14 protein-coding genes are annotated in these 13,014 nt (G+C 66.4%); 9 read left to right on the top strand and 5 right to left on the bottom strand.

The genetic code is table 11. The features are described 5' to 3' along the window. Positions 1–55: 55 nt before the first annotated feature. Genes DKT77_RS05105 through DKT77_RS05095 form a run of 3 tightly spaced genes read right to left on the bottom strand, consistent with a single transcriptional unit; the run spans position 56 to position 4,106 of the window. Entirely contained in the window at positions 56–2,284 is a 2,229-nt protein-coding gene (locus DKT77_RS05105; RefSeq protein WP_109810644.1) for an RNA degradosome polyphosphate kinase, read from the bottom strand. A 5-nt stretch (positions 2,285–2,289) separates the two neighbouring features. Continuing rightward, positions 2,290–2,961 (bottom strand): HdaA/DnaA family protein, encoded by a 672-nt coding sequence (locus tag DKT77_RS05100; protein WP_238547699.1) that lies wholly within the window; start codon positions 2,959–2,961, stop codon positions 2,290–2,292. Beyond that, positions 2,958–4,106: an AI-2E family transporter gene (locus DKT77_RS05095; RefSeq protein ID WP_109810684.1), complete on the bottom strand. Its 1,149-nt coding sequence runs from the start codon at positions 4,104–4,106 to the stop codon at positions 2,958–2,960. The genes DKT77_RS05100 and DKT77_RS05095 overlap by 4 nt, the downstream gene beginning before the upstream one ends. Positions 4,107–4,257: 151 nt before the next feature. Between DKT77_RS05095 and proS the strand changes: the two genes are divergently transcribed. The 5 genes from proS (at position 4,258) to DKT77_RS05070 (ending at position 8,877) form a co-directional block, all read left to right on the top strand. Continuing rightward, on the top strand, positions 4,258–5,595 hold the full coding sequence (gene proS, locus DKT77_RS05090) for a proline--tRNA ligase (protein WP_109810642.1): 1,338 nt from the start codon (positions 4,258–4,260) through the stop codon (positions 5,593–5,595). 80 nt (positions 5,596–5,675) lie between these two features. Beyond that, positions 5,676–6,269 carry a hypothetical protein gene (locus tag DKT77_RS05085; RefSeq protein WP_109810641.1) on the top strand — a complete coding sequence of 198 codons (594 nt, stop codon included), beginning with the start codon at positions 5,676–5,678 and terminating at the stop codon, positions 6,267–6,269. A gap of 112 nt (positions 6,270–6,381) precedes the next feature. Continuing rightward, entirely contained in the window at positions 6,382–7,665 is a 1,284-nt protein-coding gene (locus DKT77_RS05080) for an ABC transporter permease (protein ID WP_238547698.1), read from the top strand. After that, the gene (locus tag DKT77_RS05075) at positions 7,658–8,341 is read left to right on the top strand and encodes an ABC transporter ATP-binding protein (RefSeq protein WP_109810640.1); all 684 of its coding nucleotides are present in this window, start codon (positions 7,658–7,660) and stop codon (positions 8,339–8,341) included. The genes DKT77_RS05080 and DKT77_RS05075 overlap by 8 nt, the downstream gene beginning before the upstream one ends. Positions 8,342–8,463: 122 nt before the next feature. Next, entirely contained in the window at positions 8,464–8,877 is a 414-nt protein-coding gene (locus DKT77_RS05070; protein WP_109810639.1) for a c-type cytochrome, read from the top strand. On the opposite strand, the gene DKT77_RS05065 is transcribed toward DKT77_RS05070, so the two are convergent. Together DKT77_RS05065 and DKT77_RS05060 are read right to left on the bottom strand one after the other, a co-directional pair. After that, entirely contained in the window at positions 8,874–9,602 is a 729-nt protein-coding gene (locus DKT77_RS05065) for a DUF1194 domain-containing protein (protein ID WP_238547697.1), read from the bottom strand. The two genes, DKT77_RS05070 and DKT77_RS05065, sit on opposite strands and share 4 nt — an antisense overlap. A 104-nt stretch (positions 9,603–9,706) precedes the next feature. Then, on the bottom strand, positions 9,707–10,201 hold the full coding sequence (locus DKT77_RS05060) for a DUF302 domain-containing protein (protein WP_420798293.1): 495 nt from the start codon (positions 10,199–10,201) through the stop codon (positions 9,707–9,709). A 190-nt stretch (positions 10,202–10,391) separates the two neighbouring features. Here DKT77_RS05060 and DKT77_RS05055 point away from each other — a divergent pair, with 190 nt between their 5' ends. From DKT77_RS05055 to DKT77_RS05040, 4 genes are all read left to right on the top strand, one after another. Beyond that, positions 10,392–11,012 (top strand): hypothetical protein, encoded by a 621-nt coding sequence (locus tag DKT77_RS05055; RefSeq protein WP_109810637.1) that lies wholly within the window; start codon positions 10,392–10,394, stop codon positions 11,010–11,012. 83 nt (positions 11,013–11,095) lie between these two features. Further along, positions 11,096–11,512 (top strand): c-type cytochrome, encoded by a 417-nt coding sequence (locus tag DKT77_RS05050; protein ID WP_109810681.1) that lies wholly within the window; start codon positions 11,096–11,098, stop codon positions 11,510–11,512. A 141-nt stretch (positions 11,513–11,653) separates the two neighbouring features. Next, a complete protein-coding gene (locus DKT77_RS05045) occupies positions 11,654–12,217 on the top strand; it encodes a carboxymuconolactone decarboxylase family protein (RefSeq protein WP_109810636.1) in 564 nt (187 codons plus the stop codon). A gap of 83 nt (positions 12,218–12,300) precedes the next feature. Continuing rightward, positions 12,301–12,981 (top strand): TetR/AcrR family transcriptional regulator, encoded by a 681-nt coding sequence (locus DKT77_RS05040; protein WP_109810635.1) that lies wholly within the window; start codon positions 12,301–12,303, stop codon positions 12,979–12,981. Positions 12,982–13,014 lie beyond the last annotated feature (33 nt).

Raw genomic sequence — 13,014 nt, 5'->3', positions numbered from 1 at the left:
GACTCCTCCGCGTGCTGATCCGACACTGACCCGCACTTGCCTTTTGCGTCAACCGTCACCGCACATCGCGATGCCGTGCAAGCCGCGGAACGTCATCGGCGCCGGCCGATCCGCGTCCCGACAGCGACGGGTTCTGCATGAAGAAATGGTGACAGTTGAAACCGCCCGCGGCGGCTTCGCTGTCGCGGTGAAACTGCCCGTCAGGCTGCAAGACCCAGCTTTGCGCCTCGTCATAAAGGTTCGCGGCCATGATCTGCCCTACGATCTGTTCCTTCACGGTGCCGTTGTGGCATTCAACAAGCGTCTCGACGCGGCGGTTGAGGTTGCGGCCCATCCAGTCCGCGGAAGAGATGAACACCCGCGCTTCTGACGACGGCAGTCCGTGTCCGTTGCCGAAACAGATGATCCGCGAATGTTCCAAAAACCGTCCGACGATGGATTTCACCCGGATGTTCTCGCTCAGGCCCTGAATGCCGGGCCGCAGCCCGCAGATGCCGCGGATCACGCACATGATCTGCACGCCCGCGCCGCTGGCGGCATAGAGCGCGTCAATCACCTCGGGTTCGATCAGCGCGTTCATCTTGATCCAGACCTGCGCCGGGCGCCCGGCGCGGGCATGGTCCGCCTCGGCCTCCAGCATGGCGATGATGTCGGCCTTCATGTCCCGCGGGCTGATCGACAGGTTTTCCAGTTCTTGGGGCGGGGCGTAGCCGGACAGGTAGTTGAACACCTTGGTCGCGTCGCGCCCCAGCGCCTCGTCGCAGGTGAAATAGCTCAGGTCGGTATAGACCCGCGCGGTGATCGGGTGGTAGTTGCCGGTGCCGTAGTGGGAATAGGTCACCAGCCTGTCGCCTTCGCGGCGCACCACGCTGCTGATCTTCGCGTGCGTCTTGTAGTTGACGAAGCCGTAGACCACATGCGCGCCGGACCGTTCCAGCGTGCGCGACTGGCGGATGTTCGCCGCCTCGTCGAAGCGTGCCTTCAGTTCCACCAATGCGGTGACGGATTTGCCATCCTCGGCCGCCTCGCACAGCGCGGCCACGATGGGGCTGTCATGGGACGTACGATAGAGCGTCTGCTTGATCGCCAGCACGTTGGGGTCGCGCGCGGCCTGCTGCAGGAACCGGACCACCATGTCGAACGTCTCGTAGGGGTGGTGCAGCAGCATGTCCTTCTGCGCGATGGCCCGGAACATGTCGCCGTCATGGTCCTGCACCCGTTCTGGCACGCGGGGTGTATAGGACGGCCACAGTAGGTCGGGCCGTTGGTCCAGCACCAGCTCTTTCAGGTCGACGATCCCGATCATGCCGCGGATTTCGATGATTTCGTCCTCGCTGACGCGCAATTCCCGGCTTATCACCGCGCGCAGGTCGTCGGGCGCGCCGCCCGAGATCTTCAGGCGCACGACCTCGCCCCGGCGGCGGCGCTTCAACGCGGTCTCGAACTCGCGCACGAGATCCTCGGCTTCTTCCTCGACCTCGAGATCGCTGTCGCGCAGCACCCGGAACTGGCAATCCCCGGTCAGCTTGTAGCCCGGAAACAGACTGCCGAGATGCAGCAGAAGCAGGTCCTCCAGCAGGAGGAACCGGTGCTCGCCCGACTTGGAGGGCAGCCGCACGAAGCGGTTGATCTGCTGTGGGATAGGCAGCAGTGCGCGCAATTCCTTGCCGTCGGAGCGCCGTTCCAGTTTCAGTGCCTGCACCAGCCCGGTGTTGGGGATAAAGGGGAACGGATGCGCCGGGTCGATCGCCAGGGGCGACAGCACCGGGAAAACCTGCGTCAGGAACACCTGTTCGAGATAGGTCCGGTCCGATCGTGTCAGGCGGTTGCGCCCGACGATGTGGATGCCCGCGCTTTCCAACTCGCGCCTCAGCGTGGCGAAGGCCCGCTGCTGTGCCTGCATCAGCGCCCGTGCATCGGTGTCGATCAGCACGAGCTGCTGGGCCGGTGTCAAACCGTCCGCCGCAGGGGTCGCGTTCCCCTCGCGGGCCAGTTCGCGCAGGCCTGCAACGCGGACGGTGTAGAATTCGTCAAGGTTGTTTGCTGAAATCGATACGAAGCGCAGCCGTTCCAGCAGCGGCACCGCGGGGTTCTCAGCCTCTTCCAGCACGCGCCAGTTGAACGCCAGCCAGGACAGTTCGCGGTTGAAGAACCGGTCCGGGCTGCCAGGTTCCGCGCCTTCGATCACGACGGGGTCGGGCCGCGGCGCGGACAGGAAATTTGCGCTGCTGGACGAAGCAGGCAAAGCGTCGAAATCGGTGAGGGTAAGCGGGATCAGGGGCATGGCCGTTATCGGGTTTGCATCTGCGCCAGCACTTCGGCGGCCAGCGCGCGCGAGACCCGCTTCTGACGGCTGACGGCGGCGTGGTCAAGCGCTGCGATGACCCGGTGCGCGCTGCTCAGTGACCTGTCCATCCGCGCGAGGAGAAAATCCAGCGTGGCGGTATCCAGCGCAAGCTGCCGTTCGTCCCCCAGTTTCACGAGCGTCATGTAGAGAAGGGTGTCGTCCGGGCGGTCCAGACGCGTCACCGCGCAGGCCAGAAGGCGGCTGTTGAGGTCGGGCAGGGCGATGCCCCAAGTGCCGGGCGTGTCGCGGGCAGTCATCAGCACCGGCGCGCGTTGCGCCGCCGCGCGGTTCAGCAGGTGAAACAGCGCCTCCTCGCGGGCCGCGTTTCCGGCCGCTGCATCGGCATCGTCCACTGCATAGGCGCGGGCGGGTTCCGGCAGCGCCAGCGTGTGTCCGGACAGGTGAGCGGCACCGGCGTCGGCGGCCCAGATTGCGGCAAGATGGGTGCGCCCGGACCCGCCGGGACCGGCAAGGATCATTCGCAGGTCGGGCCACTCCTGCCAGCCGTCCACCGCCTCGAGCGCGGCAGCGTTGGCCTGGCTCGGCATGAAATCCTCGCGGCCAAGGCGCGGGCCGGTGTCGAGGTCGAGCACGAGTTGCCGTGCCCCCATCATGTTTCAGGCGCGTCGCGCTGATCGTGCGCCGCCTTGGCCGCGCTGTCAGGCGCCGCGGCCCCGTCCCCCTGAAGGGCGGCGTCGCGTTCCAGCGCCTTGAGCCCGAGATAGAGCCGCCCGGTACGATACTCGGCCACGAAGAAGCGCACGATTACGCCGATCATCGCCGATACCGGCACCGCGACCAGCATGCCTACGAACCCGAACAGCGCACCGAAGATCGACAGCGCCAACAGAAGCCAGACCGGATGCAGGCCGACGGAACCGCCCACCAGCTTCGGGGTCAGGATGTTGCCTTCGACCAGTTGGCCGAACATGAATATCCCCGCGATCAGCGCGATCATCAGCGGGTCGTTCCAGAACTGGAACACCGCCAGACCGATCGCAAGCGCACCCCCGACCAATGCGCCGACATAAGGGATGAACGAGATCAGGCCCGCGACCGCTCCCACGACCAAACCGAAATTCAGCCCCGCCAGCATAAGCGCGACCGAATAGAACGTGCCCTGGATCAGGCAGACCATGCCCTGGCCGCGGATGAACGAGGCCAGCGTGCGGTCGATTTCCGACGCGAGCCGCCGTACCACCGGCGCATGGTCCAGCGGCACCAATTCGTCCACGCTGGCGACCATGCGGTCCCAGTCGATCAGCATGTAGAACGACACCACCGGCACGATGAAGATCAGCACGACGATGTTGACGATACTCATGGCCGAGGTCAGAACGCCGTTCAGCAGCGCCACGCCCCGTTCGCGGATCGTGTCGCCAAGGCCGGGGATCGTCTCGCTCAGCGTGGCACTGTGTTCCATCGCTCGGGGGAAGCGCGCCTCGAAGAAGGCCAGCAGGTTACGGGCCAGCTCCGGCGCGGTTTCGGCCAGGTCGATGGCCTGGCGGATCAGTGTCGGCACCACCAGCAGCAGCGCCAGCAGCGCGACGAACAGGATCAACACGGTAATCACCACCGTCGCCATGACCCGCGACAGACCCAGCCGTTCCAGACGGTCCGCCAGCGGATCGAGCAGGTAGGCGATGGCCCCGCCAAGGATGAAGGGCAGCAGCACGTTGCCCAGCAGCCACAGCACCACAAGCAGCAGCGCCGCCGCGATCCCCCAGTATTTCACCTGTTGCTGTGCCGGAAGTGCCATGATGCCCCTGTGCTTGCTGCTGGCTCCGTTCTGGCCGATGCGCGCCGCCCGCGCAAGCGCCGACGGCCCCCGCCGGGCCCGCCGCGCCTTGTGCGGCGCACCCATTTGTCCTAGTGGCAGGCGCACGCATCAACGCTTAAAAGGGGTCCCCATGCGCCTGTCCCGATATTTCCTGCCCGTGCTGAAGGAAACGCCGTCCGAGGCACAGATCGTGAGCCATCGGCTCATGCTGCGCGCAGGCATGATCAAGCAGGCCAGCGCCGGGATCTATTCGTGGCTGCCGCTGGGGTTCAAGGTGCTGCGGCGTATCGAGCAGATCGTGCACGAGGAACAGGCCCGCGCCGGGCATGTCGCGATGCTGATGCCGACCTTGCAATCTGCCGACCTATGGCGCGAGAGCGGCCGCTACGATGCATTCGGCGCCGAGATGCTGCGCATTACCGACCGGCACGGGCGCGACATGCTGTATGGCCCGACCAACGAGGAACTGATCACCGACATCTTCCGGGCGCATGTGGGCAGCTACAAGGATCTGCCGCTCACGCTGTATCATGTGCAATGGAAATTCCGGGACGAGGTGCGCCCCCGTTTCGGCGTGATGCGCGGGCGCGAGTTCCTGATGAAGGACGGCTACAATTTCGACCTGACGATGGAAGACGCGCTGCACGCCTACAACCGCCATCTGGTCAGCTATCTTCGGACCTATGAGCGCATGGGCCTTCAGGCGATCCCGATGCGTGCCGACAGCGGGGCGATGGGCGGCGACAACACCCATGAGTTCCTTGTGCTGGCCGAAACCGGCGAGTCCGAGGTGTTCTATGACAGCGAGATCACGGACCTGAAATTCGGCGACCGGGACATCGACTATGACAGCGTGGAGCAGTGCCAGGCCGTGCTGAGTGAATTCACCTCGCGCTACGCCCGCACCGACGAAACGCATGACGAGGCCGAGTTCGCCAAGGTTCCCGAAGCGCGCCGCCGCACCGCGCGCGGGATCGAGGTGGGGCAGATCTTCTATTTCGGCACCAAGTATTCCGAAGCGATGGGCGCCACCGTGGTGAACGAGAAGCAGGAGCAGGTGCCGGTGCACATGGGCAGCCACGGGATAGGCGTCAGCCGTCTTGTCGGCGCCATCATCGAGGCGAGCCATGACGAAAAGGGCATCATCTGGCCCGAGGGGGTCACGCCGTTCCATTGTGGCATCGTGAACCTCAAGCAAGGCGACGCCGAAGCCGACGCGGCCTGCGAGCAGCTTTACGCGGCGCTGACCGCGCGCGGGCTGGAGCCGCTTTATGACGACCGCAACGAACGGGCAGGCGGCAAGTTCGCCACAATGGACCTGATCGGCCTGCCTTGGCGGATCACCGTCGGCCCGCGCGGGCTGAAGAACGGGGTGGTGGAACTGACAGGTCGCCGGAGCGGCGAGAGCATCGAGATGACGCCGGAAGCCGCCGTTTCGCGCATCGCGGAGATCTATGCGAACATCTGAGTCAGGATTTCAGGAATAGTGAACAGCAAACTTCTGGGCCATCGTTCTGCAAGCCGCGGTAGGCCGATGGGACCGACAGCATGGCCGGACCGGACACGCTCTTCAAGGACACTTCAGGCGATCGGGCCGAGCTGCGTGTGTTGTACGACATGCAGCGACAAGGGTTCGAGACGATCCTTCTGCTGCGCAACAGTTCCGGAAACGGCATCGATCTCGTCGGCCTGCGGCTTCTGACCGGGCCGAAGGTGCTGCGCTTCATCGAGGTCAAGTACAACACGGCGCGCGAAAGCGCGCAGCAGAAGCAGGGCGGAAACTCCTTCGTACGTGATCGGCTGCAAGTGGCTGTAAGCGCAACGATGTTGTCCAACTACAGCGGTGACAAGGACCACAGCTATGCGCTCTATCCGCCGACCGGGGGCGGCCGTGACTGGAAGATCGAGAAGATAACCCTGGGCGAAGGAGCGGAACTGTTGCTCCCCTATTTTGAACTGGGCGGCGAACATTTGACCCAGACGGAAATAGATCGACTTCTCGAAGAGCTTGAGAAAGATCCGAACTATGCGCCGCCGCCATTGAAACGGCCGACCGACTTCGTCGTCGAGTTCCATCTGGTCCGTGTGACGGGCAAGGGAGAGATCAACTCGAAGTCGTGGACGTTGAAGCCGCCGAGATAGGCCATTTTCGGGCCGCAGCACTCCGAGCCGCCCCCGGAGCGGCAACTCCGCACCACACATTGACGCCGTCGCCGTCGCGCGACAGAAGGGGGCACCGATAAGGAGCCTGCCCGTGCCGTCGCCCCGCCCGTTCGCCGCCCATGAATGGCTGATCGCCTGGCGCTACCTGCGTGCCACCCGGGCCGAAGGCGGCGTCAGCGCCATGACATGGATCTCGCTCATCGGCATCGCGCTGGCGGTGTTCGCATTGATCGCCACGCTGGCCGTGCGGTCGGGCTTCCGGACGGAATTCGTGGACACGATCCTCGGGGCAAATGCCCATGTGACCTATTACAGCTTCACGCGGCTGGACGAGGCGGGCAACAGCACCAACACCATCGCCGACTACACCGCCCGTGCCGACGCACTGCGCGCCGTACCGGGTGTGACCCATGTCGCCCCTGTGGTGCGCGGGCAGGTGCTGGCGGGTTTCGGTGGGCGGAATGCCGGAGTCATGGTCGTCGGCATGGCTGCGGCGGACGTGGCCGCGCTGCCGCGCATCGTGGACCCGGAGACCGGCATCGGTGATTTCGCCCGCTACGGTGACGGCATCGCCGTAGGCGCGGGCATCGCGCGCCAGTTGGGCCTTGCGGTCGGTGACAGCCTGCGTCTGGTTTCGCCCGATGGGGCACGCACGCCCTTCGGCACCTCGCCCCGCGTCGGGGTGTACGAGGTCGCCTATATCTTTTCGGCCGGGCGCTATGACATCGACGCGACCCGCATCTACATGCCCTTCACCGAGGCGCAGGCCTATTTCAACCGCGACGGCGTCGCCGACGAGATCGAACTGCTTCTGGACGACCCCGAGGCGCTGGAGCGAGTGATGCCGCGCCTGTGGCAGGCAGCCGGTCCCGGCGGCGCGTTCCAGACCTGGCAGGACCGGTCCGGCGCTTTCCTGCGCGCGCTTGAAGTCGAGGACAACGTTATGTTCGTGATCCTGTCCGTGCTCGTACTGATCGCCACCATGAACATCGTGTCCGGCCTTATCATGCTGGTGAAGAACAAGCAGGCCGATATCGGCATTCTGCGCACCATCGGACTGAGCGAGGGATCGGTGATGCGCGTGTTCTTCATCTGCGGCACTTCGGTCGGCGTTATCGGTACCGCGGCGGGTGTGGTGCTGGGCTGCCTTTTCGCGCTGAATATCGACGCGATCTTCGCGCTGGTGAACGGCGTGTCGGGCGGCGGGGTCTGGGATCCGGTCATTCGCGGCATCTATTACCTCCCGGCCGAATTGCGCGCGGGAGACGTTCTGACAGCGGTGGCGCTGTCTCTTGCGCTGTCCTGCGTGGTGACGATCTTTCCGGCGCGGCGGGCGGCGCGGCTCAACCCGGTGGAGGCGCTGCGCGATGCCTGAGGCCGTGCTGAGCCTTGAAGGCGTGGTGCGCCGCTACAATCCCGGCACGCCGGGCGAGGTCGCGGTGCTGCGTAGCGCGGATCTCTCGCTTGCGCCGGGCGCGCTGGTGGCGCTTGTGGCGCCATCGGGTGCGGGCAAGTCCACGCTGCTCCACATCGCGGGCTTGCTGGACCGGCCCGACGCGGGCACGGTGCGAATTGCCGGGCAGGACATGGCGGGGCGGGCTGAGGCTGCGCGTACGGCGGTGCGGCGCGACACGGTCGGTTTCGTCTATCAGTTTCATCACCTTCTTCCCGAGTTCAGCGCGCTGGAAAACGTGGTGCTGCCGCAACTGGCCGCTGGCCAGCCGATGGCCGCGGCGCGGCTGCGCGCGGGTGAACTTCTGGACCGGGTCGGCCTGTCGGCCCGTGCCGGGCACCGCCCTGCCACGCTGTCGGGCGGCGAGCAGCAGCGCGTCGCCTTCTGCCGCGCGCTCGCGAACGGGCCGCGCCTGCTGCTGGCGGATGAACCGACAGGCAATCTCGATCCGGCGACGGCGGAACAGGTGTTCTCCGTCATGGTCGCGCTCGCGCGCGAGACTGGCCTTGCGGCGCTTGTGGCGACGCACAATCCCGACCTTGCCGCGCGGATGGATCGCCAGTTGCGGCTACAGGACGGGCGGCTGGTTCCGGCCTGATCGCGTCACGCGCTGCGGCCTGCCGTCTCGGCGATTGTGCGGCGCGCCCCGCGTGTTAAGCTGTGCTGGAGGCACAGCAACGACCGGCCGGAAAACAGGCCGCACACGGGCAGGAGGTCGCCATGGGCGCAGCAGGAATTCGGGCAATCGCCGGCGGGGCGAGTCTGGCCATCGTATTGGGGGTGGCGGCGTGCCAGGCGCCTGTCACCGGCCCGCAGGTCGCGCGGCAGGACTTTGCGGACCATTGCGCGGCCTGCCACGGCGCGGATGCGCGCGGCAACGGACCGGCTGCGCAGGGGTTGGCGGTGCAGCCGCCGGATCTGACGACTCTGTCGGCGCGCAACGGTGGTAGCTTCCCGCTGGTGGAGGTCATGAGTCAGATCGACGGCTACAGCCGCGGCGGAACCATGCCGGAATTCGGCGCCTACCTTCTGGAAGATCGACAGGTGCTGGTGGAAACCGCGCCGGGGGTGCAGACGCCTGCCCCCGAACGACTGGTGCTGATGGCGCGCTACCTGCAAAGCTTGCAGCGCTAGGGCGCGAAGTGGACGGCGCGCGGGGCCGCTACGGGTGCGTCGGCCACGTCGCGCACAGGCATTTGTCCTGATATTTCAAGGATCAGCTTGCGCTTGACGGCGTCGGCGAAACTGTCGCGGCTGTCGGCGGTGACCACGAACGCACCAACCCCGCCGATGATCCGGTCGCGGTACTGCGCTTCGAGATCGCCGTAGCCCGCCTGGCCCGAGCGGCAGTCGCGACACAGGATGGGCAGGCCGTTGATCGTGATCCCGGCACCGACCACGGCGTCGCGGGCGGTCGAAACGGGGGCGCCGCCATAGCTGTTGGCGCTGTCGCCGGAGAAGTCGATAACCTTGCGCCAGCCATCCAAAGCATTGTTTTCGATCAGGGATTTTCCGAACAGAAGGGCGTCGCCGATGGCATTGCGGCCGAACGCGGCGCGGCCCGCCGAGGTCAGTTCGGCGGCGAAGGCGGCGGCGCTGTCAGGGCCGTCGATCACGCGCCACGGCACCACGACTGCCTGGTTCGCGGCCCATTCCACATAAGTGACCGCGATCGACCCGTATGCGGTTTGCATAATCGTTTCAAGCACTTCGGGGTCGGTGATCGCCTCGGCATAGCCGCTGCGCTGGAACGCGATCTCGCCCGCGTCGATGGAGCCGGAGGCATCGGCCAGAAGCACCAGTTCGAGGTCGGTATCCTGCGCCGCCACAGGTCCGGCCGAGGCCAGTGCCAATGCCAAAGGCAGCGCAAACCGCCATAGGATTCGCGTATGAATCGCATATGAGTCCCATATGACCCGAGCCGCCGGTTCCTGCGTGCGGGCAGCCGCTTTCGGTGCCGCTCTCACTGGATCGCCGCCCGTGCCACCGCGTCGAATTTCGCGTCAAGCTCGGCCGCCGCGGCGGCAAGGTCCGGCCCGGCTTCGTCGAGGTATGGGGCAAACACTTGGCTGGGCGTCTTGTAGGACAGCGTCGCGCTGCCGTCGGGATCTTCGGTGACATACATCCGCACCGGTGCCTCGATCATCGCGGCGGTGGACAGGCCAAGGACACGCACCGCGTAATCGTTGTTGAACAGGCCGATCACTCGGTTGCCGGGGATGTCGATGCCGCGAGATGCGGCCATGCCAGTCGGCCCGGCCTCGGTCACGACGCCAAGCTGCTGCGTGGCGGCCTCGGTCTTCACGGCGGCGACAAGCGTGTCGAAATCGAGTGCGCTGTCATGCACTGCCCAGCCGTCGCGCGGTGCCGGAGCCGGGTAGGCGTCCTGAGCGGCGGGAAGGGCCGGAAGCACGGGCAGGGCGAGCGCAACGAGCGCGGCGAGAAGGACAGGGCGCATGGGCATCTCCGCTTGGTCTGGTCCGGAGCTGGTCCGGATCTGGCGCCACCAGCCTAGACCGGATGCCCGGTCACGCCGCGTCACGGCTTTGTGAGCCAACGACGCCCTGAAGGTCGGGTGGTCCGGACCGTGCGTCGGGTTGGCGCGTGTCTATGCTGGCCGCGATTCAATCCACGGTGGAGAAAAGCCCATGTCGGCATATGAGATGGCCAAGGCGGCCTATGCCCACGCGAAATACACGCTGGTCATCGGGGCCAACAATCAGGCGGACAACATGAAGAAGACCGGCGGCTGGGCCGGGGTCGCGGTGGACCGTTCGCGCCATACAGGACACCGCTGGGTCAAGCATCCCGGCGGGTGGCAGCAGGACGGTGTGCGCTGGGTGAAGAAGCCGGGCGTGTGGAAGCTGGAATACCCGGACGGGATGAAGGAGCGACCGACCGGGGCGACGACCCCTCACGAATTTTATCTGGAACTGGCAGAACGGGCGCGCGTCTGTCGTGCGGGCAATTGCGGCGAAAACGCGGCGGTCGTTTATGGCTATCTGCACGAGCATGCGCAGGGCAAGGGATACGGGTCCGTGCATTACGTGAGCTGCCGCCCGCCGCATGACCACGCGTTCGTGCTGTTCGGCAATGGCTGGGACGGCGGGTCCATCGTGATCGATCCCTGGTGGGGCGTGATGTGCACGGGCGACGACATCAAGCACAGGACCGGGCGCTGCTTCTTCGCCGAGGACAACGATGCGCTCGAGATGCAGGACTACGTGGCGCAGCACGGGGTGACCATCGAGTCCAGTTTCGCCACCTGAGCGGCGCGATGATGAACCGCCGCGCGCCGCGTGCTAGTCTGAGCCTGCAAGGCGGAACGGAGGGAAAGACAATGACGGGACCGATGAGAGTCGCGCCTGCCGCGCTGGCGCTGGCGGCGTGCGGCATGGCGGCAGGGCTGGCGGGTGCGCAGGCGCCAGATCCGCAGAGCGGGCAGGCGCTGTTCGTGACCCATTGCGCGCAGTGCCACGGGGCCGATGCGCGTGGCACCGGCCCGATGGCCGAGATCATCGCCATCGACACGCCGGACCTGACCGGGCTGTCGGCGCGCAATGGCGGGGCGTTTCCGCTGGAGGCTGTGGCGCGGCAGATCGACGGGCGCGCGCCCCTGCTGGCGCATGGTGGCGATATGCCGGTGTTCGGCCCGTTCCTCGATAGCGACGGGCGCGCGGTGTTCGAGTTGCCCAGCGGTCAGCCGATGATGACAAGCGTGCCGGTGGCCGACCTTCTGGTATTTCTACAATCGGTTCAGGCGCCCTGAACGGGCGAGGCGTGGCCCGGGCGATAAGGCGGGAACAGGGCAGTCAGATTTGAGCGATCACTCAAGGGTGATTTGAGTGATCGCTCAAAATAAGCAATTGGGTGCGGACAACCTTTGACCCCGCCCCGAAAGGACCGTGCCATGAAGCATTTCCCCAAGCTTGACGCAGATACCGCCCCCGCGGAGTCGCAGCCGTTGATCGCGGCCTCGCAGAAGGCGTTCGGCCGTCTGCCCGGACTGCACGCCGTGATGTCCGCCTCGCCTGCGCTGCTGGAAGGATATCAGGTGCTGCATCGCCTGTTCGCCGAAAGCACCGCCTTCGACGCCGAGGAAAAGACCGTCGTCTGGCAGACGATCAACGTGGAGCACGCCTGCCACTACTGCGTGCCCGCCCATACCGGCATTGCGAAGATGATGAAGGTGGACGACGCCATCACCGACGCGCTGCGCGACGAGACCCCGCTGCCGACCGAAAAGCTGGAGGTGCTGCGCAGCTTCACCCTGGCCATGCTGCGCGGACGTGGCCATGTCAGCGAGGCCGAGATGCAGGCCTTCTTCGACGCGGGCTATTCCGACAGGCACGTTCTTGAGGTGATCCTGGGGCTGTCGCAGAAGGTGATGAGCAACTACACCAACCACGTGGCGGACACGCCGGTGGACGCGCCGATGCAGAAATTCGCCTGGACCCCGGTTTCCGGGCGCTGAACGTGGCGGCGGCCCGCCCGGCGTTGCCGCCGGGCCGCTTTTGCCGGGACTGCGCCGTGCGGGCCGCCTAGTCTGGAGAAAGCATGACCCGATCCGACGATCCTTCCCGTGCCCCCGATGTCCCGGCAGGCCGCGGCGGCGTGCCGTCGCGTGGCGGTGCGCGGCGCCGCGCGAAACCTTATGACCGCGACACCGCGCTGGACGCGGCGCTGACGCTGTTCTGGGAAAAGGGCTATCACGCCACGTCCCTCAGGGACCTCGAGGCCGCCCTGCAGATGAAGCCCGGCAGCATCTATGCCGCGTTCACCAGCAAGGAGGCGCTGTATCTTGCGACGCTGGACCGGTATTTCGACCGTGGCCGCGCCGCTTTGCGCGCCCGGATCGCGGATGCGCCGACACCGCTGGCCGGGCTGGCCGCCTATCTGCGCGGCTTCGCGGACAGCGCCGGAGAGGGCGAGGGCTGCCGCGCCTGCATGCTGGTCAAGACCCTGATCGACGTGACACCCGACACACCGGCGATCGCCGCGCGGGCGCGGGCATGTCTTGATGCGATGCAGGCCGAGTTCGCGGCGGCCTTCGCGCGGGCGCGCGACGCCGGAGAGATCCCGCCCGGCGCCGATGTGGCGCGGCTGGCGCGCCGCTATCAGGCCGATCTGACCGCCCTGCGGATCGAGGCGCACCGCCGGACCGCCCCCGCCGCGTTGCGCGCGCTGGCCGAGGACATGGCGGCGGACATGGAGCGTGCGGGGCGCGGCCAGGGGTAGGGTCGCGGTTCCGTTGCGGCAACGCGGCCCGAT

The organism is Meridianimarinicoccus roseus (assembly GCF_003172915.1).
In the GTDB taxonomy this organism is placed as follows: Bacteria; Pseudomonadota; Alphaproteobacteria; order Rhodobacterales; family Rhodobacteraceae; genus Meridianimarinicoccus; species Meridianimarinicoccus roseus.
This window is presented reverse-complemented; position numbering and strand designations above follow the sequence as displayed.

Excerpts from the sequence above, each read along its gene's own strand:
- DKT77_RS05105 (WP_109810644.1), bottom strand. The coding sequence starts at position 2,284 with ATGCCCCTGATCCCGCTTACCCTCACCGATTTCGACGCTTTGCCTGCT.
- DKT77_RS05100 (WP_238547699.1), bottom strand. The coding sequence starts at position 2,961 with ATGATGGGGGCACGGCAACTCGTGCTCGACCTCGACACCGGCCCGCGC.
- DKT77_RS05095 (WP_109810684.1), bottom strand. The coding sequence starts at position 4,106 with ATGGCACTTCCGGCACAGCAACAGGTGAAATACTGGGGGATCGCGGCG.
- proS (WP_109810642.1), top strand. The coding sequence starts at position 4,258 with ATGCGCCTGTCCCGATATTTCCTGCCCGTGCTGAAGGAAACGCCGTCC.
- DKT77_RS05085 (WP_109810641.1), top strand. The coding sequence starts at position 5,676 with ATGGCCGGACCGGACACGCTCTTCAAGGACACTTCAGGCGATCGGGCC.
- DKT77_RS05075 (WP_109810640.1), top strand. The coding sequence starts at position 7,658 with ATGCCTGAGGCCGTGCTGAGCCTTGAAGGCGTGGTGCGCCGCTACAAT.
- DKT77_RS05070 (WP_109810639.1), top strand. The coding sequence starts at position 8,464 with ATGGGCGCAGCAGGAATTCGGGCAATCGCCGGCGGGGCGAGTCTGGCC.
- DKT77_RS05060 (WP_420798293.1), bottom strand. The coding sequence starts at position 10,201 with ATGCGCCCTGTCCTTCTCGCCGCGCTCGTTGCGCTCGCCCTGCCCGTG.
- DKT77_RS05055 (WP_109810637.1), top strand. The coding sequence starts at position 10,392 with ATGTCGGCATATGAGATGGCCAAGGCGGCCTATGCCCACGCGAAATAC.
- DKT77_RS05050 (WP_109810681.1), top strand. The coding sequence starts at position 11,096 with ATGAGAGTCGCGCCTGCCGCGCTGGCGCTGGCGGCGTGCGGCATGGCG.
- DKT77_RS05045 (WP_109810636.1), top strand. The coding sequence starts at position 11,654 with ATGAAGCATTTCCCCAAGCTTGACGCAGATACCGCCCCCGCGGAGTCG.
- DKT77_RS05040 (WP_109810635.1), top strand. The coding sequence starts at position 12,301 with ATGACCCGATCCGACGATCCTTCCCGTGCCCCCGATGTCCCGGCAGGC.